Raw genomic sequence first — 19,578 nt, 5'->3', positions numbered from 1 at the left:
CCCAAAACTTGTCTTAATTGCTGGATAGGACAACTTTAGCCCAATGAGGCGAAATCAAACGTTTGCAAAGGATGAATGATTTTTAGCGATTTGAAGAATCGCGGACAATAAGCTCGGTGTCTAGAATGGTGACTTCTCTTTTACTTGGTTCTTTGGAGTTAATTTCGACCAAAATTAGACGAGCCGCCTCTCTTCCCATTTCATAGCCAGGTTGAGAGATGCTTGAAAGACTAGGGTTGACCAACGAGGAAAACTGCCAATTGCTGAATCCAACGACTGCAATCTCTTCTGGGATTGGAATGCCTACTTTTTTAATGGCGCTGATAGCTCCAAGGCCTGCCATGTCATTATTGGCAAAAACACCATCAATGGCCATACCACTTTCTAGAAGATGAGTCATTGCTTTTTCGGCCTCAGCCTCTTCTCCAAATCTGCATTCCACTATGTAACTCTCATCGAGAGGTATTTCATGATCTTCCAAGGCTGAGATATAGCCCTCTTTTCTTTTTCGACAAATGATGAGATTGTCAGGTCCAGCCAAATGTACAATGTGCTTGCATCCTTTTTTGATAAGGTGTTCTACGGCATCATACGCACCTTGGTAGTCATCCACAATAACGCTTGAAGCATTCATGCCTTCAACCAGTCGATCGAAAAAGACCATTGGCGTTCCTTCTTTCACCACTTTTTCCAGATGCTGCAAGTCGGAGGTTTCTCGAGAAATTGAGACCAGTAGTCCATCTACGCGAGCGCCCATCAGTGCATCAATGCTGTCTGCCTCCCGCTCATATTGTTCATTGGACTGGCATATCATTACATTATAGCCTTCCTTCATGGCCTCATCTTCGATACCACTAATTACAGTTGAAAAGAAGAAATGAACCGTTTCTGGAATAACAACACCAATGACGTTGGTCTTTTGATTTCTAAGGCTTAATGCAATAGCATTTGGTCTATAATTGTATTTATTGGCGAGTTCGACCACAGCCTTTCTTGTAGTTGGGCTAATGCCAGGGAAGTCTTTTAGAGCACGTGAGACTGTTGAACATGAGATGTTCAATTCTTTCGCAATATCCTTGATTGTTACCTGCCCGCTCTTCATCTGGTGCTACTCTAAAATAATCTATCGTATTGGAGGTTAAATATGTTCATATCTTTTGACTAATCAGTTGTTCGCAAAATTTTTTTGAAAAAAATTAATTTGCGAAAACGAGCAGTATAGGGGGTTTCAATCGTTTGCAAAAGGCTGGTATTGTATTGGCCTTGAGTGAGTTAGATTGATAATTGATTTTATAATCCCTACTTTGGTCTTAGCAATAAGCTAGGAACGGTTTAAGAACCATTTGTGGGAACGATTGTTCTGAATTATTGTCAGTAATTTCCTCCATTTCTATTATAGTTTACTTTGCTTATAGCGCAACTTGTTTGCGCTATAAGTGTTTTAGGGGTTTAGATTTGAAGTAGTTTTGAGTTCGCTCAGAAACTATTTTTTGTTTTCTTTGCACCACGATTTATCAACTCATCTACAAAAGATTAACATGGGAAAATTCAGAAGCGGTGTGCTTTATGGTCAGGAACTTAAAGATTGCCTGAACTACGCCAAAGAGAATCAGTTTGCTTTACCTGCCATCAACGTGATTGGCACTAACAGTATCAATTCGGTATTAGAAGTTGCTAGTAAAGTAAACTCTCCAGTAATGGTTCAGTTTTCAGTGAGTGGCGCTGCTTTCTATGCAGGTAAGTCGCTTGATAACGCTGACTATAATGCATCAATTCAGGGTGCTATCTCTGGTGCAATGCACGTACATCAAATGGCGGAGCACTATGGTGTGCCTGTTGTACTACACACAGACCATGCTGCAAAGAAACTATTGCCTTGGATTGACGGCTTGCTAGATGCAGGTGAGGCTTATTACAAAAAGCATGGACAACCACTTTTCAGTACTCACATGCTTGACCTTTCTGAAGAAACTTTGGAAGAGAACATTGAGATTAGCTGCGAATACTTCAAACGTATGAACGCTATTGAAATGGGTATCGAAATTGAATTGGGTATCACAGGTGGTGAAGAAGATGGTGTTGATAACACCGATGTTGATTCATCGAGACTATATACTCAGCCTGAAGAGGTAGCAGCTGCTTGGGATGCTTTAAGACAAGTCGGTGATATCTTTACTGTAGCTGCATCTTTCGGTAATGTTCACGGTGTTTATAAGCCAGGTAATGTTGAATTGAGACCTGAGATTTTGAAAAACTCTCAGACTTATATCCAAGAGAAATTCGGAACGGAAGAGAAGCCAGTATTCTTTGTATTCCATGGTGGCTCTGGTTCTGAGGCTTCTAAGATCGAGGAGGCTACTTCATATGGCTCTATCAAAATGAATATTGATACGGATATTCAGTGGGCTTGCTGGGATGGCGTTCATAGCTACTACAAAGAGAAGAAGGACTACCTTCAGGCGCAGATTGGTAATCCTGATGGAGAGGATTCTCCTAACAAGAAGAATTACGACCCTAGGGTTTGGTTAAGAAAAGGAGAGGAAAGTATTGTGAAGCGTTTGGAGCAAGCTTTTGAAGAGCTTAACGCTATCAACAGAAACTAGTGCTTGACTAAAGAGAAATTAAAAAGGAGGCAATTGCCTCCTTTTTTTATATCGATAGAATCTTAGCGATTCTAAATTCTTCATCTCCGATTCTTTTCTCGGTCTTGATCGCTTGTCCAATTGGCGTGTAGACAACTTCATTGTTGATCATACCTACCATCACCTTAGATTCTCCGTTTTTAAGACCTTCAACTGCGGCAACTCCGAGTCTACTGGCCAGCACTCTATCCATTGTGGTTGGCGAACCACCACGCTGTAAGTGACCCAAAACAGTTACTCGAATGTCAAAGTAATCGAGCTCAGCTTTTACTTGGTCAGCTACCTCGTAAGCATTACCAAGTTGACAACCTTCGGCAATTACCACCACGTTGGAAGCCTTTTTGTTGTCAGCTCCTTTTCGGAGACGTTTGATAAGGGCTTCAACAGTCCAATTATGCTCAGGTATGACCATGGCTACCGCACCACCACCAATAGCTGAGTTTACCGCAATAAACCCTGCATCGCGTCCCATAACTTCTACAAAGAATAGTCTTTCGTGAGATGAGGCTGTATCTCTAATTTTGTCAATTGCTTCTCTTGCCGTATTGCATGCCGTATCGAAGCCTATTGTGAAATCGGTACCGGCCAGATCGTTGTCAATGGTTCCTGGAATACCGATCACTGGTACGTTGAATTCTTGGCTGAAAATGTCAGCTCCGGTAAATGAACCGTCTCCACCGATAACAACAAGGGCATCGAGGTCAAATTTATTGAAATTCTCATAGGCTTTTTCACGGCCTTCTTTAGTGCGAAACTCTTGACTCCTTGCGGAAAGTAAAAAAGTACCTCCTCTGCTGAGAATGTTGGATACAGACCTTACATAAAGTTGTTCAATGTTTCCATTAATCAGTCCGTCATACCCCTTGTAAATGCCGAAGATTTCAATGTCGTAGTAGATACAAGCCCTTACCACAGCTCGTACCGCAGCATTCATTCCTGGCGCATCACCTCCCGAGGTCAGCACGCCTATTCTTTTGATCGAAGCGCTCATTTTTAGATTGTAAAACAATCAAAAATAGGTTTTTAACTCAGAACTCTTCGCTGGGTAGTAGGCATTAATTTGTGCAATCGATTGAATTTTTCTATAACGGAAAGGGGAGGTTCCGAGAACTAATTGTTTGATAATTACAACTTTATAAGATATTATCCTGTCCTGTTAGTATAGACCTTGCTACACCTTAAACTTCATATCATGAATGGTTCCAGTCTGATTAGTCGCTTCATTTTGAGTTTGATGTTTGTTTGCCTTCTCCAGGTAGATGTTCTTGCCCAGTCGGGAAGCAGGAAGCATAAACCCATGGTGCAATCCTGGGAAAGCAAGAATGGGGAGGAATGGCAGCGATTTCGCAAGGTGGAATACCGCTATGATGAACAAGAACGACTAGTTGAAGAAAAAACTTCCAGGGTGTCTGCGAATGGCCTTGTGCCCCAGGTCAGGATGCTTTGGGCCTATAACAAAACAGGCGATATTTCCACAATGACCAGAGAGGTATGGGTGGATGAGGAATGGCAGTTTGCTATGCGATTCCGATATCGTTATGTGTCAGGAAAGGTAATTTCTCGGATGGACTCCACATTACTAAACGGGGCACTTTCACTACTGGATGTAACCTATGTGTATGACGAAAAAGGTCGGCTCAAGGAAGAGGTCAGTCGGACAGTTAAGTATGAGAAAAGGGCCAACAAGAGCAAGGTGGTATATCAGTACAATGAACGAGATCTTGCGGTAGTAAAGGAGTTCCCTATATGGCAAAACAATGCTTGGAACCCAGCCAGAAAAATGGTTCTTATCTATGATGATCAAAGCAATCACATTCAGACCACACGCTTTAACTGGGAAAGTAACGCGTGGTCAGAATTTGTGAATTACGACCTGGTCCTGGACAATCGGGGGCGTAGGATCGAGGAACTTTGGCAGAGACAAGATGGAGAACACAAAAGCGAATTTATGCGGGTCAGTTATCAGTACTACAAATGACCACAATCCGGAGCTATACACCCTCAGCAACCACCTCGGTCACGTCATTTGGTAGCATTCTTTTCAATAGGTTTTCAATACCTGATTTTAATGTCACAGCTGATGCCGGGCATCCACTGCATGAACCTTGTAAGTTTACTTTTACCACGCCTTCTTCGAATGACGAGAAGCCAATAGCTCCACCATCTTGCTCAACAGCTGGACGAATGTACTCGTCAAGAATACCTTTGATTTTTTTAACCACTTCCGAATCATTCTCATCGAACAAAGGATCCTTGTCCAATTCTTCAAGAATTAAAGGCTTCTCAGCCTCAAGGTAAGGCTTGATTACATCACGAATTGAATCTTGGATTTCAATCCAGTCAACTCCTTCTGATTTCGTAACCGTAACGAAATTGCTCATGTAAAATACACGTTCAACGTTCGGCAACTTGAATAATTCTTGGGCTAAAGGTGAATCTGCAGCAGCTTCTGCATCTGGATAATCGAAGCTAACACCATCCTGCAACAACATAAAGTTCACTACGAACTTCATAGAGTTTGGATTAGGGTTGGCCTCCATGTATATATTTACAGCTTTCATTTCTCTATTGAATTAGAATCTATAACTGCAAAGTTAGCCTATAAGTTCTTAGTCTTCTCTTAATTCTCCCTCGGATTTTGCCACAATAGTAGAAACTGTGGTATCTCCTGTAACGTTCACCACTGTTCGCAACATATCCAAAGGTCTGTCAACTGGGAATATAATGGCAATCCATGCAGGGTTTAGTCCTACAGACTGTAGTACAACTACCATCATAACCAATCCAGCACTAGGCACCGCTGCGCTGCCAATTGATGCCAGAGTCGCTGTTAAAACGATTGTGAGTTGCTGTGTTATTGATAGGTCCACCATGTGTAGTTGTGCCATGAAGACTACTGCTACTGCTTGATACAAGCTAGTGCCATCCATGTTTACCGTTGCACCAATAGGCAGAACGAAACTGGATACATTTTTTGATACTCCTAAGTTGTCTTCAACCACTTCCATAGTAACAGGAAGGGTAGCAGCACTCGAGCTTGTTGAGAATGCCAGGAATTGGGCTGGAGCGATTTTCTTAAAGAATTTTCGATAAGTCAATGATTTAACAAAGCCCCTAACAATTGTAGGATAGAATACAAAAATTAGAAATAGTAGACCGACAACAAGCGTAACGGAATAGGAGGCAAGCCCTTTAAAGATTTCGAAAACTTCGCCTGGAGTATCTGCCATTTTTGCGACAACACCTGCGAGGAGACAGAAAACAAAGAATGGAGCAGCTTTCATAACAAAGTCTACCATCTTCAAGAATACCTCATTGGCTCCGTTTACAAAAGCCGAAAGCCCAGCCACTTTATCATCAGGTAAGGCAGCCATACATATACCGAAGAATATGCCAAAGAATATTACTTGAAGCATGAGTTTGTCATTACTTAATGACAGCATGATGTTTTGTGGAACCATATCCACAAGAAACTTGAGTGGTCCAGCATCTTTGTTTTCAGAAGCTGCGGCTTGCTTATCGGCCACCATTTTCTTTTGAGCCTCTGTCATCTCTTCTGCACGATCGTAGCTAGCATAGGCTGGGTCGTTCGTGAAGTTCTTACCATCCAAAATTTCAATCCCATTTGAATTGGCCCAAGCTTCATAACTCAATCGATTTTTAATTCTAGACTCCTCATCTACCAGTGCTCCCGGTTTGACAACATTGACCAAAAGAAGACCAATACCAACGGCTGCGACAGTGGTAACCAGGTAGAAACCGAGTGTTTTTCCTCCCATACGGCCAAGCTTGGACATGTCTTTGAGTCCTGAGATACCGCTAATGATTGAAAATAATACAAGCGGTACGGCTATGTATTTCAACATGCGGATGAATATCTGACCGAATGGGTCTACCCAATCAATTGTAAACTGGTTCCAGCCCATAGCACTTGAAGCGAATGCCCAAATGATACCGGCTACTAGTCCAATCATGATTTTGACATGCAGAGGAAGTTTTTTCATAACAGAATAATGGATTTAGTTACAATCGATTAGCCTTGCTAATTAGCAAATAATCGGCAATTACCAAAGCTGACATTGCTTCAACGATAGGCACCGCTCGAGGTACTACGCAAGGATCGTGTCGGCCTTTGCCTGATACAGTAACGCTGTCACCGGCCTCATTGATACTCTCTTGGTCTTGCATAATGGTGGCAACTGGCTTGAAGGCGACATTAAAGTAAATATCCTGTCCATTAGAGATGCCTCCTTGGATACCACCGGAGTAATTGGTTTTGGTTTTTACCACATCACCTTCAGTATAGAAGGCGTCATTGTGCTCTGAACCATTAAGTTTTATTCCTTCAAAGCCACTTCCAAATTCAAAGCCTTTAACGGCATTGATACTGAGCATGGCTTTGCCTAGTTCTGCGTGTAACTTGTCAAAAACAGGTTCGCCCAAGCCTGTGGGTGTGCCTTGGATGACCCCGGTGATTACACCCCCAATAGTATCTCTGTTTTTTCGTGTTTGATCTATCAACTCAATCATCGCCTCAGCGGTGGGTGCATCTGGACACCTGATAATGTTATCTTCGGTTTTACTGAGATCAAGTTCTTTGTAACTCTTTTCTAGTTTGAGCGATCCAACTTGTGATACGTAGGAGTCGCAAGTGATTCCATAGTGTTTGAGTAAAAGCTTTGCGATAGCACCTGCAGCAACACGAGCTACAGTTTCACGCGCAGAACTTCTTCCTCCACCCCGATAATCTCTAATGCCATACTTGGCTTGGAAGGTATAATCGGCATGCGATGGTCTGAATTTATCGGCTATATGAGAGTAATCTTTGCTCTTTTGGTCTTCATTTCTAATCAGAATGCTGATCGGAGTACCTGTAGACTTTCCTTCAAAAACACCAGAAAGAATCTCGAATTCATCGGCTTCTCTACGCTGAGTTGTGATTTTCGATTGACCAGGTTTTCTCCTGTCCAATTCCATTTGAATGAAAGACTCATCAATTTCCAAACCAGCAGGGCATCCATCAATGACTACTCCCAACGCTGGTCCGTGTGATTCACCATAGGTGTGAATTCTGAAAATCTTACCGAAAGTGCTACCCATTTACTTTTTGAAGAACATATATCCTGCGCCTGCTAACATAGCTATAATTAGCAGATTGGCAATAATCTGGGCAGTTTTATCCTCTTTCAGACTTTCTAATTTGTTAGAGGCAACCTCTATGTTGTCATAGAATGAGCCCAGGTCTGAAGATGATATAGAAACGTTCTTTTTACTCTCACCCGTCACTTTGAGTTTGACAGTGGATTTTAGCGTATCGTATGTCTCTTTTTCTGGGTTGAAAAAGACCCATCCAAAGTAATCTTTTAAGTCATAATCACCGGGCTCATTTGGAATCCCGAAGTAACTATACTGTTTAGATCCAGTAACTCTACCCGAACCTCTGTTAATGTCTTGACTAACGTTCGGTGGATAGATGTCGATAGTCTTAGTAGCTGGAATTTTCAAGTCAGGAATACCGGCAATATTACCCTCGCCATAAATGTTAAAGGTGTATTCAAAGCTTTCACCAGTCTCTACAGTAGTCTTGTCAATTTTTTCATCCAACTCGAAATCACCCACGGCCACAGCGTCTTTTAATGGATGAGGAGGCAATGCTTTTACTTTAACCGTTTTTTCTCTGGTATTGAAAGTTTTGAAATCTTCTTCTCTATCGCGACCAAAGAAAGAAGGCGATTTGGCCACCCTGTATTTAATCATCTCAAATGGAACCGATGGGAAAACCACTGGCTCCAGATTCAATGGATAGAATGCCGCTTGGTAGATTTTATATCGTGTATAGTTCTTTCCGCCAATTGTAACTCGCTCTCCATAGATGTTCTCTATGTTAAAGTTTTCTTCCCAGCAGTTTTCCGGCTTAAGGTCTTTCAAAATGGTAGAAAGCTGTTTTCCGGCCTCGTGGAATTGTAGAGGGGCTCTGTTGGCATCTGCAACATAAAAGGCAAAAGTGGTTGTAAATCCTTCGCCAACATAGACTTCGTCCTTATCGGTAGTCAAAGCTAGAAAGGCATCTTCCTTTACATCTACAAATTCAGGAGCTTTTCTTGTCTCATTTCGACCGAAGAGGTCGTCAAAAGGGTCAAACCTGTTACGTCTGGTATTTCTTCTACGTTCAACAGGGGGAGTGATCTTAATTGTTTTACCATTAGACCTAACAGATGTTCCATTGAGCTCCATTGTGAAGGCATCCAAGGTGTAAGAACCTTCTTCGAGGGGTAAATATCTTTGAATGATACTCTGTGATGAGGTGATTTGTCCGTTGACGATGTTGGTCTTACTTGAAGAAGAGGTGCCTCTTTTGGCAAACCCTTCGATTTCAGGGAAATCAGAATAGCTTTTGATAGAGCCATTTTGCAATGTAACCGTAATCGTAAAAAGTTCATTGAGCCCTACTTCATCCTTACCCAATTGGATTGAAATGTCCTGTGCTTTTAATGAAGCCAAAGGGAGTAGCATAAAGGCTAAGAGGAATAAAAGGGCGTTAGACTTTTTCATAAAGTTTTCGTATTTTGAATGTCCCGGTGGAAATCTAATTCAAATATAATTTCATTTTTAAAAGGAATAACCATTGGAACCATTCGTTCGTATGAATGGTACGACCGATACCGGAATTTAGATTCATAACCCTAAACGTTCTTAACATGTTGGAGTATTTCAAAATTATCCTCTCGAAGGTTAGCTTTGATAAGAAATTATTTGAGAGAGAGTTAAGAAAAGCCATCAAGTCACTCGTGGAAGATGAATTGAATGAGCTGAAAAAGTGGTGTTATGCGCAGTTTGGAAAGGTCTATGGCCCAATCATAGATCGTCAATTTGTGTTAACACAGTAAAAAAATCATTAACCAGCCCATCAGAAATGATGGGCTTAAATTTTTTTAAGGAAATCTAGATTACGTTTTAAGCCTCCAAATTTGGTCCTTTTTACAGCCGATCCTTTAAAAGTAGACCTGAAAACCTCCTCTGTTAAATCTTGCCAATTATTGTTAAATAATTCTACCAGTTCATCTTTCGGATGAAATTCGGGCTCATTGTGTGGTTTGGAGAAGCGGTTCCAAGGACAGACGTCCTGACAAATATCACAGCCGAAAGCCCATCCTTCCATCTGGTTTTGGAACTCAGAAGGGATCTCATCTTTCAGTTCAATGGTCAAATATGAGATACACTTAGAGGCATCTAAGTTATAGGGAGTGATCGCATCCGTTGGGCATGCGTCAATGCACTTGGTACATGTGCCGCAATAGTCTTTGATTGGCCCATCTGCTTCCAAATCCAGATCAATAATTAACTCTGCTAAGAAGAAGAAACTGCCTTGGTCTTTATTAATTAATAAGGTATTCTTTCCTATCCATCCTAATCCCGATTTTGCTGCCCATTGTCGTTCCATCACTGGTGCAGAGTCAACAAACACACGACCTTCCACCTGACCGACCTGTTCTTCCAGCCGGTGCATAAATTCCTTCAACTTGTCCTTAACTACAAAGTGGTAGTCTTTGCCATAAGCATACTTGGCAATTTTATCATTGTCAGGAACTTCTGAAGCAAGATCCTTTTCTGGATAGTAATTATAAAGGAGGGAGACGACCGACTTTGCTCCAGGAACTAACTTTGTTGGGTCGAGCCTCTTATCGAAGTGGTTTTCCATATAGCTCATTTTTCCATGAGCTTTGTTTTTCAGCCATTTCTCTAATCTTGGAGCATCATCTGCTAGTAACTCGGCTTTGGAAATCCCACAAAAGTTAAATCCCAGTGCTTTTGCAATGTTCCTGACTGTGGTTGTATTATGTGAGATTTGGTGGTTCATAGCCCCTTTGTCCTGCGGACATTTCCCCAAAGGGGAACTTATTTCTTTACCCAAATAAAGTCCCTGACTGACCTGGCTTTTTAAGCTTTAGGTGTTCATAAGCTAAATCTGTTGCCTCTCTACCACGAGAAGTTCGCTTTAAGAAACCTTCCTGAATTAAGAAGGGCTCATAAACTTCCTCGATCGTTTCCGCTTCTTCCGAAACGGCCGTGGCGATAGTGGATATTCCCACTGGTCCACCTTTAAATTTCTCGATGATGGTGGTAAGAATGCGATTGTCCATCTCATCCAGGCCATGGGAGTCCACATCCAGAGCATTGAGTGCCATTTGGCTAATGTCAATGGTAATGGTTCCTGTACCCTTAATCTGAGCAAAATCTCGAGTTCTTCTCAGCAGGTTGTTAGCTATTCGCGGGGTGCCTCTACTTCTTCGAGCAATTTCGTAAGCTGCATCTTCATCGATCGGGGTATTAAGGATCTCTGATGAGCGCAATACAATTAGAGTCAGCAGCTTTGAATCGTAATATTCGAGCCGTGCATTTATTCCGAATCGCGCTCTTAATGGGGAAGTCAATAAGCCAGATCGCGTAGTGGCGCCAATCAGTGTGAAAGGATTCAAATTAATCTGTACAGTTCTGGCATTTGGACCAGAATCAAGCATGATATCAATTTTGTAATCCTCCATTGCTGAGTATAAGTACTCTTCTACAATGGGGTTAAGTCGATGGATTTCATCTATAAAAAGAACATCTCCTTCTTCAAGATTAGTCAGTAGTCCGGCCAAATCGCTTGGTTTATCAAGCACCGGACCTGAAGTCACCTTGATCTCTGATTCTAATTCATTTGAGATAATGTGAGAAAGGGTAGTCTTACCAAGTCCAGGAGGACCATGTAGCAGAACGTGATCCAATGGCTCGGCCCGTTGCTTAGCCGCCATTACAAAGACTTTGATGTTCTCAACAATCTTATGCTGGCCAGTAAAATCTTCAAAACTGAGTGGCCGAAGTGCACGCTCGATATCTCGTTCTGCTGAACTCAATTCATCATCACTGCCATTCAAATAATCCTCACGCATGCTCGAAATTTTTCACAAGATAAAAGATTCAGATAGATGATGCTTTCATCGATCAAGTTTAATCCTTTAGCAATTCTTTGCCGATGGTTTTGGACTATCTTTGGGTTAAAGATTTCGGTATGAATAAGAATGTCAGGTCTCGCGTCTATCTCATCGTTTTGGTGATTGCCATTTTTGTGGTTTGGAAGTATAGAGAGCAACAACCTAAAGAAATCTATGTGCAGGGAGTGACCATGGGCACAATTCAGTATAACATCAAGTATCTCGATACTGATTTCAGTAATTATAAGGCCGAAATAGATTCACTCTTGAGAGATTTCAATCAATCGCTCTCAACTTATATTCCTGATTCTGAGATTTCGGTGTTTAATAGGGAAGGGGCTATCGATTTTAAACTCCCATACTTTTATGATGTACTCAATGCCAGCTCAGAGGTTTATAATGCTTCTGGTGGTGCCTTCGACCCGACTCTGGGCCCATTGATTGATGCATGGGGCTTTGGCGATGGAAAAACACTCGACTTAGACTCTTCAAGAGTAGATTCACTTTTGAGCTTTGTAGGTTTTAAGAAACTGGTTTATGACACTACCCGAGTTTCTAAAAGGATACCGGAGATCAAACTCAATTTTTCTGCTATAGCGAAGGGTCAAGCAATTGATGTGGTTGCGGACTGGTTGACTTCTATAGGAATTGAGAACTTCATGGTCGAGATCGGTGGAGAAGTAAGAGCAAGCGGTCAAAATCTAGCAGGTGAGATTTGGACCATTGCCATAGAAGTACCAGACGAAGCCCGAATTGGGGGAATATTTGATGCGGTATATCTCGAAGATAGAGGGATGGCCTCCAGTGGTAATTATCGCAACTTTCGAGTATTGCAGGATGGACGAAAGGTTGCTCATACCATTGATCCAAGAACTGGCTTTCCTAAAATGCAGACACTATTAAGTGCAACTGTATTTGCGCCAAGTTGCATGTTAGCCGATGGCTTTGCTACAGCCTGTATGGTTTTGGGATTAGAAGAAAGCATTAGTCTTATTGAGTCAGATCCTACTCTTGAAGCTTACCTTATTTATGCCGATGACAAGGGTGAAATGGTGACTTATCTTTCTCCAGGTTTGAAGGGGAAGACGGTAGCTGAGTAATTTCATTGAGATCGGCTGAACCTTTTTTGCCGAAATATCATTTTCTTTTAGATATTTGCAATCCTGTTGCAAAAAGAGCTTCTAGACAAGATGATCATCAATGCCATTATATTATTTCTAAGTGTAGCCATTCCAGGGGCACTGATGCTAAGCAGGGAATCTGTAAAGCCAGAAAAACTTGGTTACTTTTTGGTGTTTGCCGGGGCGTATCTCTTCTCGATGACCGTAATCCACTTGATTCCGGATTTGTTTCTGAGTGGTGAAGACCCATTTATGTTGGGCCTATACATTCTTATTGGCTTCTTTGTTCAAAAGGTACTAGAAAACTTTTCCAATGGAGTGGAGCATGGGCATGTTCATGCGCATGGGGCCTACTCTGTACCCTATCTGTTAATCGCCCTAGGATTACACTCATTTCTAGAAGGAAGCATTATGACGGATGCTATACACTCAAATCACACTCCTGATTCAGTTTATAGTCATGGCAGTTCGCCAAAAATTCTTTTGGGAATTGTGATGCATAAGATACCTGCTGCTTTCGCACTAATGGCGCTTTTAGTAAGTCAGATGAAGAATAAGAAGAGAGCTATTCTTTTGATGCTGACTTTTGCCTTGGCTTCTCCATTAGGCTTGATATTCTCTGAGTTCTTCGGGCATTCTGATGTGCTACCAGAGCGATACTTGATTATTTTCTTTGCGGTTGTTGCTGGTGGGTTTCTACAGATATCTACAACAATCTTCATCGAGACGGACCCACACCATAAGCTCAATTGGAAACGCTTCTCAATTTCTATTCTAGGTGCATTGGCTGCTGTGTTGGCGCAGTTAGCGATTTGAGTTTTAACATCGAAATCGTTTATTTGATATTCTTATTGAACGGAGTAGCTGTATCAACCTGGAAGCCCTTAACCACTAACCCATGGAGATTTTTAAATTTTTAATGCAACGAAAAAAGTATTGGTTGATGCCGATTGTTATTGTGCTGCTGCTACTTGGCTTCTTAATTGTTTTTGGCGGGGGGTCTGCTTTATCACCATTTATATACTCTCTGTTTTAGATACTGATGAAACAGTCAGTATTCAAAAAGCTATATAGGTTTACAGGTCAGGTTTTGATTGTTGGACTTCTTTCTTTGCTGCTCTTCGAGCTGTGTTTTCGTATTTATGTCATTGACTTTTATGCTGATACGTTTGATTCCTTGAATAATCAAATGGAGAGTAGAATGGATAAACCAACTTTGTTGATTGTTGGAGATTCTTTTTCGGCTTTTAAAGGTGGCTATCCACAAACGTTACATGACACCCTACCTCATTACAGAGTGCGTAACATTAGCGTACCGGGTACTTCAATTATCGAGCAATTCCTTTTTGGAAGGTATCATATTAAGAGGGAGCAACCCGATGTAATCGTTTTTCAATTTTATGTGGGAAATGACTTCCTCGGGTGGCGACATCAACTCAATTGGGAAGAACTGTCTGCTGCTAGGAATGTCTACTGGAAACTTTCTGAACATATTTGGTCTTTGGGTTATTTAAATCATCAATTGAGCACTTTCGGGGCTACAATTAAAAGGGACAGTACCGTGAAATATGCTGAAAGCCCTTTTAATCCTGACCAGTATTCAATGAGGGATAAATATTATTTCAAGTCAGAGCCGGGATTGGTGGAAAATACAGCTTATCTTAAAGGAGGGAGGGAAAATGACCTTAGGCCTTATTTGGATCGAATTCAGAAGCTTTTTGATTACGCTACCGATGACACCCAAATTTTCCTTCTGATGATTCCACACTGCTCACAGGTAAACAAGCGGTATTATAATAGAACCAAGCAATTAGGTGCATTATTCTCAAATGACTTTGAATCAGGAAGTACTAGTTATCCATTGTGTGATCGTTTTATAAAACATTTTAAAAATGATCAAAGAGTAACTGTTTTAAACCCTATTTCTTTTTTGCAGGAAATGGAAAGTCAGGTTGGTAACCTGTATTTCCACAATGACAGTCATTTAAATCCTGTCGGTCAAGAGGCCATTGGTCAGTATCTTCTAAGAAATCTTAAGTTGGATAAAGCAGATGTTGACTAAAAGATCCAGAATGAGTCGTTGGCTATTAAATGATCGGTGTTATCAGAAGGACAATCCTGATAAGTTATCTACTATTCAACAGGAACTCTCGCCAGCGTAATGAAACAGCTCAATAATATTCTACTGAAAATATGTAATGATAAAGTGGAATTGTGCTTTGACCTTGCCTAGGTCGTTCCGAAAAACTACAAATGCCTTTTATCATGATCACCATTTCAATATGTGGGGTGCAAAGGTAGTGGTCAACCAGCTGGATCAGTTTATGGCTTAGCATTATATTGAAGGCACTAAGTAGTTATGACAGCTCGACCTTAATGAAGAGCCGATCAGACAAGATCTTTTCAATGGGCAATTTGTAGAAATTATTTTCGCAGCGCCATTGAGCCAGTTTTTGAAGTGGAAATAAAAAGAAATTGGCTTTGCTCCATGCGAGTTTTGAAAAGAACTTGAAATTCTCTATCAACTGATACTTTTCATCACTCACCCATGGCCCTCCTTTTGAATCTACATAATCAAAATCTGACCAAGCATCGAGGGTATTGGGTAGCTGATAGCCCTCTTCGACTGCCTTTTGAGTGATTTCGGATCCGGGATAGGGTTTATAGTAAAAAATGGGAGTTTGGAACATATGGCTCTTCTTCCTCAAAGTTTTCACGAAGTTGAGGGAATCTTTAACGCTCTTGTCTGACTCTCCCGGAAAACCTACGATAAAAGGAAAAATCACGGCAATACCATGAGTTTTACAACGATCGGCACAACCAAGCACTTGCTCAATTTTAATGTCCTTTTTGAGCCAATCCATCATTTCTTGTGAGCCGGATTCGACTCCGATCAGGGCACGTCTCAACCCGGAATTTTTCAGGAACACAAAGTCTTCATCTTCCAACCTCATACCCTGATCGGCACGCATTGTGGCGGCCCAGCTAAACCTGGAGCCCATTTTTATTAGCTCATTGGCTATTTCGATGCTCCTGTTTTTGTAAGTGAAGAAGGTTTCATCCTGAAAGTTGAGATCTGTAAACTGAAACTTCTCGTGCCAATGGGCCAGTTCTTTTCCCATTCTCTCAGGCGATATGGCTGTCCATTTGCGCTTAAATACGAAGGGGTCTGCGCAGAAGGTGCAACGGAAAAAGCAGCCCGTGGAGGAAATATAGTCGAATTGTCTTTGGCCTTTGGCTGAAAAGTACTTTTCTACATCTATGAGGTCATAATTCACCGCAGGCAGCTCGTCCATATCCTGCATCAAACGTGCGGGTCTCTTTACTACTTTTCCGTCTTTTCGATAGGCTATACCGTTTATCTGGTCAATTCCCTCTCCATTATTCAATGCCGTAACAAGCTCTTTGAAGGTAGTCTCTCCCTGGCCATAAACACTTATATCTATGATAGGTTCTTCTTCCAGTAATTCTACCGGGAAGAGCGAAGGATGCCAGCCTCCCCAAATAACGGGGAGTTCCTTGTGATTCTGCTTTACGAGCCGGGTAGCCCTGAGTGCATCTTTTAAAGGAGCCCCGGAAAGGGCTGTCACTCCAAGGCACAGAGCATCCTCGCAGGCCACCAGGAGTTTATTGTCAGCATTTTCGTCTACTCTTGCGTCTACAATAATTACCTCAAAAAGCTCGAAATTTAGACAGGAGCCAATGGCTAAAAGGGCCAATGGCATGTCAAAAAAGACGGCTGTTGGATTGTATAATACTACCTTCTTCTTCATCATTAAAAACCTTCAATTTCAGGTTGTCGGTATTGGAGCCAAAACTTTTGCAATGCCTTGAGTTCATAAGGATATCGAAAAATGTTCCACTTATAGCGAATTGCCGACAAGGTGCGCATTACCTGTTTTTGTACCTTGGTCACTTTAAAGTCGGAGGCTGTAGGGTGGTAGGCGTTTAGTACGGTTTCAAAATTCTGAATCTTATCCACCATGGCAGGAGTTAGCCATGGAGTCAGCGGGTTTTTCCGCAGATCGAAGTTTTCCCAGGCAGGGTTGAGCCAATCCTCAAGTGCCTCAGGGAATTGAAACCCTGCTTTGGTTATTTGTTCATAAAGGTCAGAACCTTCAGTAGGCACCGGGCTATAGGTATATATGATGATCTCTGTATCAGGATTGACTTCCTTTACCTTTTTAATAAATGCAATGTCCTTGTCAATTTGTCGCATCACTGTTTGTTCATCCGGACCCGGAAAACCCAGCACAAAAGAGTACTCAGGTACAATATTGAATTGCTTCAACCTTTTTGCGAAGCTCAAAATCTGTGCGGCACTCTGTTTACCTCCTTTATCCATTTGCTTGAGCATGTCGTCATCACCACTCTCAGCTCCGAAAAAGATCATGCGACAACCAGACTCACTCATGAGTTCTAATTCATCATCCTTGTATTGATCGAGTGTATCAATGCGGCCTTCTCCCCACCATTCAATGCCTTTATTGAGCATAAGGTTTGCAAACTCTACGACTCTTTTGCGTGAGGTAAAAAAGTTGTTGTCATGGAATTCTACCGCATCTATGCCATGTGAGTCTTTCAGTTTTTTGATATCGTCAAAAATACCCTGAGCCGATTTGCCTTTCCACCGGGCATTATAAATGGGGACAACCGCACAGAAAGAGCAGGTAAAAGGACAGCCAAAGCTGGAGTGGTAGCCGAGTGTTTTTTTGCCAAGAAAAGTTTTGAAGAAATATTGATCAAGACTATAGAATTTATCGAGATGCTCGTATGGTAACCTGGGCAGAAGATCCTGATTAAGAAGTGTTTCGATCCGGTTTTTTATGATTTCCCCTTTATCATTTTTAAAGATCAGGTTCTCGATTTGCTCCAGGGGCTCCTCCTGTTGTTCCAGGGCTTTTAGCAGTCGCGGGAAGGCCTTGTCTCCCGGTCCGTTGATCACAAAATCAACGAAAGGGCTGTCAAGACAGACCTTGTATTGATTTGAGGCAAAATACCCTCCCCAGATGTTAATAATCTCGGGAAAGAGTGCTCGGATCTTTTTGGTATAAGGAATTGCCTGCTTGAGTTGCGGACCCGGCATTACGGTTGAACCGAAATATTTAAACTCACCGGTTTTCAGATAGTCTTCAATGGTACTCCATGGGTCATCTTCACGATTGCCATCTACAAAAACATAATCGTACAAACCATGAACCGAGGCGCCAACTTGCAATATAGAGTTAGGAACTCTATATCGACCATTCGTAGAGCTCCGAGGATTAAAGAGTAAGATTTTATCCATAGTACTTGGTGGTGTCAATTAGTGAGAGTAGAATTTCCAATATAGTCAATCAGTCTTTTACTATGCCCATACTGCTTTGTTTTGTAAAAGGCTGCATGGTGCAGGATATTTAGCGAGATAACTGGATTTTTAGCCAGGGGAAAGGGCTTTCGCTTACGAATTTCCTTTTTATTCTATGAGTAATTTTTCGTGGGTCAAAGGGTATTTGGTAGTTGTAGTTTGCAAAATCTTCAAAGCAATGATGATGATAGAATTTGGCCATTTCCGGGATAGTGTGTCTGGCATAGTAATCTTTTGTACGTGTGCTCGCTTCCAAGGCACTCGTTTTATCCTTGTATATAGGTGAATCCAGTATATGAACCTCGCCACTTTCAGAAAGAAATTGCCTGAGCCTGCCCATTAACCTATCTATGTCGTCAAAGTATTGAATACAGGCATTGAGCAAAATAATGTCGTATACAGGCTGAGGATCCATAGAAAAAATATCTCCATAGTGTAGTTCTACATTATCAAAATGAGCTAAAAGCGTGGTAGCCTGCTCCAGTTCGAGTTTGTTAATTTCGATACCATCGGCACGTTGCAGTTTTCTGGCGAGCTTGTATAGCAGCCAACCATTTCCACAACCGATATCGAGCAAGGTCCGCGTTTTTTTATCGGTGATGTAGTTTTCAAAGCGACTGGTAGATCTGATTCTCTTATTCCATTCACCATGGTGTCTGAAACCCTTGGCGGTGTAAGGTAGTTTTTGAATTTGCTCCAGAGAGAGTATTCTTTCCTCCTCACCTCTGATCTCATTGTAGAGTCGTTCAAATCCGTTGGGTGCGTTCTGATGATTGATGAACTTCAAGGCAAATGTCTTTAAACAAGGTGGAATGTTAGATTAATGGGTATTTGCACTGCTGAGTTTGTCTTCTTTTGCACTTGAGTTCCGGGTGATTTTAAAAATCCAATTCAACTCTGTAAAAATGCGTTTTTCGTCTACTTTCACCAGATCAAAACCAGCCCCTGAAGATATTGACCTTATCTTTTCGATCTGACAGTCCTCAGAGAGAATCATAAGTATAGTGGCCGCCACGTGCTCTATTTGTGAAAACAATTTTCTAAAGTACTCAAAGTCTTGCCCGCAATACCATGCTTCTTCTTCTAAAGAATCTGGTTTCTTGGGGTAGTAGGGAGGATTAATAAAAATGTAATCGAAATCTTCAGGACGCACATTCTCAAACAAGTCAGAATGAAGGACTTCTACCGCGAGTCGATTGATAAGTGCACTTTCTTCGATGCCATGAAGAGCTTGGGGATTGATATCGGTGGCCGTAACAGTAGCTCCTTTGGCTGCAGCATGAAAACTGATGAGGCCACTTCCACAACCCAATTCCAGGACCCTCTTATCTTCTAAGTTCAAATTGAGAAAGTGATCAACAAAGAATTTGGTGCTGAAGGTAAATCGCGGGTGAAAAACACCGGGATATATCACAACTTTGATGCCCCTGTAGCTATAAATGCGCTTTTTGGAAGTATATATCCTGTAAAACTTGCCGAGTATTGGCTGCAGT

The 19,578-nt window shown here is 41.7% G+C and carries 19 protein-coding genes; 7 read left to right on the top strand and 12 right to left on the bottom strand.

All coding sequences use genetic code 11. From position 1 onward, the window contains the following. Nucleotides 1–82 precede the first annotated feature (82 nt). Entirely contained in the window at nucleotides 83–1,102 is a 1,020-nt protein-coding gene (locus J4E76_RS12815) for a LacI family DNA-binding transcriptional regulator (protein WP_208504755.1), read from the bottom strand. Nucleotides 1,103–1,538: 436 nt separating this feature from the next. On the opposite strand from J4E76_RS12815, the gene fbaA reads away from it, so the two are divergent. Next, entirely contained in the window at nucleotides 1,539–2,603 is a 1,065-nt protein-coding gene (gene fbaA, locus J4E76_RS12810) for a class II fructose-bisphosphate aldolase (RefSeq protein WP_208504753.1), read from the top strand. A gap of 46 nt (nucleotides 2,604–2,649) precedes the next feature. On the opposite strand, the gene pfkA is transcribed toward fbaA, so the two are convergent. Next, the gene (gene pfkA, locus J4E76_RS12805; protein ID WP_208504752.1) at nucleotides 2,650–3,633 is read right to left on the bottom strand and encodes a 6-phosphofructokinase; all 984 of its coding nucleotides are present in this window, start codon (nucleotides 3,631–3,633) and stop codon (nucleotides 2,650–2,652) included. 201 nt (nucleotides 3,634–3,834) lie between these two features. On the opposite strand from pfkA, the gene J4E76_RS12800 reads away from it, so the two are divergent. Beyond that, nucleotides 3,835–4,620, top strand: coding sequence for a hypothetical protein (locus tag J4E76_RS12800; protein ID WP_208504750.1), 786 nt, complete (start codon nucleotides 3,835–3,837; stop codon nucleotides 4,618–4,620). 13 nt (nucleotides 4,621–4,633) lie between these two features. On the opposite strand, the gene J4E76_RS12795 is transcribed toward J4E76_RS12800, so the two are convergent. The 4 genes from J4E76_RS12795 to J4E76_RS12780 are packed head-to-tail and all read right to left on the bottom strand — an operon-like array spanning nucleotide 4,634 to nucleotide 9,194. After that, nucleotides 4,634–5,203 (bottom strand): NifU family protein, encoded by a 570-nt coding sequence (locus J4E76_RS12795; protein ID WP_208504749.1) that lies wholly within the window; start codon nucleotides 5,201–5,203, stop codon nucleotides 4,634–4,636. A 48-nt stretch (nucleotides 5,204–5,251) separates the two neighbouring features. Next, complete coding sequence (locus J4E76_RS12790; RefSeq protein ID WP_208504746.1) at nucleotides 5,252–6,646, bottom strand: dicarboxylate/amino acid:cation symporter; 1,395 nt, start codon at nucleotides 6,644–6,646, stop codon at nucleotides 5,252–5,254. A gap of 19 nt (nucleotides 6,647–6,665) precedes the next feature. After that, entirely contained in the window at nucleotides 6,666–7,742 is a 1,077-nt protein-coding gene (aroC, locus tag J4E76_RS12785; protein ID WP_208504745.1) for a chorismate synthase, read from the bottom strand. Continuing rightward, nucleotides 7,743–9,194, bottom strand: coding sequence for a BatD family protein (locus tag J4E76_RS12780; protein ID WP_208504743.1), 1,452 nt, complete (start codon nucleotides 9,192–9,194; stop codon nucleotides 7,743–7,745). It abuts the gene before it with no gap. Nucleotides 9,195–9,340: 146 nt separating this feature from the next. On the opposite strand from J4E76_RS12780, the gene J4E76_RS12775 reads away from it, so the two are divergent. After that, nucleotides 9,341–9,529, top strand: a complete 189-nt coding sequence (locus J4E76_RS12775) for a hypothetical protein (protein ID WP_208504741.1) — start codon at nucleotides 9,341–9,343, stop codon at nucleotides 9,527–9,529. A 35-nt stretch (nucleotides 9,530–9,564) separates the two neighbouring features. Here J4E76_RS12775 and queG read toward each other — a convergent pair whose 3' ends face one another. Both queG and ruvB read right to left on the bottom strand, forming a co-directional pair. After that, nucleotides 9,565–10,500, bottom strand: a complete 936-nt coding sequence (gene queG / locus J4E76_RS12770; RefSeq protein ID WP_208504739.1) for a tRNA epoxyqueuosine(34) reductase QueG — start codon at nucleotides 10,498–10,500, stop codon at nucleotides 9,565–9,567. Nucleotides 10,501–10,546: 46 nt separating this feature from the next. Further along, complete coding sequence (ruvB, locus tag J4E76_RS12765) at nucleotides 10,547–11,575, bottom strand: Holliday junction branch migration DNA helicase RuvB (RefSeq protein WP_208504737.1); 1,029 nt, start codon at nucleotides 11,573–11,575, stop codon at nucleotides 10,547–10,549. Between the two features lie 119 nt (nucleotides 11,576–11,694). Between ruvB and J4E76_RS12760 the strand changes: the two genes are divergently transcribed. From J4E76_RS12760 to J4E76_RS12750, 4 genes are all read left to right on the top strand, one after another. After that, the gene (locus J4E76_RS12760; protein WP_208504735.1) at nucleotides 11,695–12,717 is read left to right on the top strand and encodes an FAD:protein FMN transferase; all 1,023 of its coding nucleotides are present in this window, start codon (nucleotides 11,695–11,697) and stop codon (nucleotides 12,715–12,717) included. Nucleotides 12,718–12,783: 66 nt separating this feature from the next. Then, nucleotides 12,784–13,554, top strand: a complete 771-nt coding sequence (locus J4E76_RS12755; RefSeq protein WP_208504733.1) for a ZIP family metal transporter — start codon at nucleotides 12,784–12,786, stop codon at nucleotides 13,552–13,554. Nucleotides 13,555–13,636: 82 nt separating this feature from the next. Next, complete coding sequence (locus tag J4E76_RS20900) at nucleotides 13,637–13,774, top strand: DUF5989 family protein (RefSeq protein WP_255552081.1); 138 nt, start codon at nucleotides 13,637–13,639, stop codon at nucleotides 13,772–13,774. A gap of 6 nt (nucleotides 13,775–13,780) precedes the next feature. Beyond that, nucleotides 13,781–14,800: an SGNH/GDSL hydrolase family protein gene (locus J4E76_RS12750; protein WP_208504731.1), complete on the top strand. Its 1,020-nt coding sequence runs from the start codon at nucleotides 13,781–13,783 to the stop codon at nucleotides 14,798–14,800. A gap of 295 nt (nucleotides 14,801–15,095) precedes the next feature. Here the strand turns inward: J4E76_RS12750 and J4E76_RS12745 are convergent, their stop codons facing one another. The 4 genes from J4E76_RS12745 to J4E76_RS12730 all read right to left on the bottom strand — a co-directional run bounded on the left by J4E76_RS12745 (nucleotide 15,096) and on the right by J4E76_RS12730 (nucleotide 19,499). Beyond that, nucleotides 15,096–16,511, bottom strand: coding sequence for a B12-binding domain-containing radical SAM protein (locus J4E76_RS12745; protein WP_208504729.1), 1,416 nt, complete (start codon nucleotides 16,509–16,511; stop codon nucleotides 15,096–15,098). 2 nt (nucleotides 16,512–16,513) lie between these two features. Continuing rightward, nucleotides 16,514–18,025 carry a radical SAM protein gene (locus J4E76_RS12740; protein WP_208504727.1) on the bottom strand — a complete coding sequence of 504 codons (1,512 nt, stop codon included), beginning with the start codon at nucleotides 18,023–18,025 and terminating at the stop codon, nucleotides 16,514–16,516. A 109-nt stretch (nucleotides 18,026–18,134) separates the two neighbouring features. Further along, nucleotides 18,135–18,872: a class I SAM-dependent methyltransferase gene (locus tag J4E76_RS12735; protein ID WP_208504725.1), complete on the bottom strand. Its 738-nt coding sequence runs from the start codon at nucleotides 18,870–18,872 to the stop codon at nucleotides 18,135–18,137. A gap of 33 nt (nucleotides 18,873–18,905) precedes the next feature. Next, entirely contained in the window at nucleotides 18,906–19,499 is a 594-nt protein-coding gene (locus tag J4E76_RS12730; RefSeq protein WP_370592807.1) for a methyltransferase, read from the bottom strand. Nucleotides 19,500–19,578 lie beyond the last annotated feature (79 nt).

The sequence above is a fragment of the Roseivirga sp. E12 genome, from assembly GCF_017592825.1.
GTDB lineage: Bacteria > Bacteroidota > Bacteroidia > Cytophagales > Cyclobacteriaceae > Roseivirga.
Note: the sequence above shows the minus strand (reverse complement) of the source record. Positions and strands in the feature narration are given on the sequence as shown.

Excerpts from the sequence above, each read along its gene's own strand:
- J4E76_RS12815 (WP_208504755.1), bottom strand. The coding sequence starts at position 1,102 with ATGAAGAGCGGGCAGGTAACAATCAAGGATATTGCGAAAGAATTGAAC.
- fbaA (WP_208504753.1), top strand. The coding sequence starts at position 1,539 with ATGGGAAAATTCAGAAGCGGTGTGCTTTATGGTCAGGAACTTAAAGAT.
- pfkA (WP_208504752.1), bottom strand. The coding sequence starts at position 3,633 with ATGAGCGCTTCGATCAAAAGAATAGGCGTGCTGACCTCGGGAGGTGAT.
- J4E76_RS12800 (WP_208504750.1), top strand. The coding sequence starts at position 3,835 with ATGAATGGTTCCAGTCTGATTAGTCGCTTCATTTTGAGTTTGATGTTT.
- J4E76_RS12795 (WP_208504749.1), bottom strand. The coding sequence starts at position 5,203 with ATGAAAGCTGTAAATATATACATGGAGGCCAACCCTAATCCAAACTCT.
- J4E76_RS12790 (WP_208504746.1), bottom strand. The coding sequence starts at position 6,646 with ATGAAAAAACTTCCTCTGCATGTCAAAATCATGATTGGACTAGTAGCC.
- aroC (WP_208504745.1), bottom strand. The coding sequence starts at position 7,742 with ATGGGTAGCACTTTCGGTAAGATTTTCAGAATTCACACCTATGGTGAA.
- J4E76_RS12780 (WP_208504743.1), bottom strand. The coding sequence starts at position 9,194 with ATGAAAAAGTCTAACGCCCTTTTATTCCTCTTAGCCTTTATGCTACTC.
- J4E76_RS12775 (WP_208504741.1), top strand. The coding sequence starts at position 9,341 with ATGTTGGAGTATTTCAAAATTATCCTCTCGAAGGTTAGCTTTGATAAG.
- queG (WP_208504739.1), bottom strand. The coding sequence starts at position 10,500 with ATGAACCACCAAATCTCACATAATACAACCACAGTCAGGAACATTGCA.
- ruvB (WP_208504737.1), bottom strand. The coding sequence starts at position 11,575 with ATGCGTGAGGATTATTTGAATGGCAGTGATGATGAATTGAGTTCAGCA.
- J4E76_RS12760 (WP_208504735.1), top strand. The coding sequence starts at position 11,695 with ATGAATAAGAATGTCAGGTCTCGCGTCTATCTCATCGTTTTGGTGATT.
- J4E76_RS20900 (WP_255552081.1), top strand. The coding sequence starts at position 13,637 with ATGGAGATTTTTAAATTTTTAATGCAACGAAAAAAGTATTGGTTGATG.
- J4E76_RS12750 (WP_208504731.1), top strand. The coding sequence starts at position 13,781 with ATGAAACAGTCAGTATTCAAAAAGCTATATAGGTTTACAGGTCAGGTT.
- J4E76_RS12745 (WP_208504729.1), bottom strand. The coding sequence starts at position 16,511 with ATGAAGAAGAAGGTAGTATTATACAATCCAACAGCCGTCTTTTTTGAC.
- J4E76_RS12740 (WP_208504727.1), bottom strand. The coding sequence starts at position 18,025 with ATGGATAAAATCTTACTCTTTAATCCTCGGAGCTCTACGAATGGTCGA.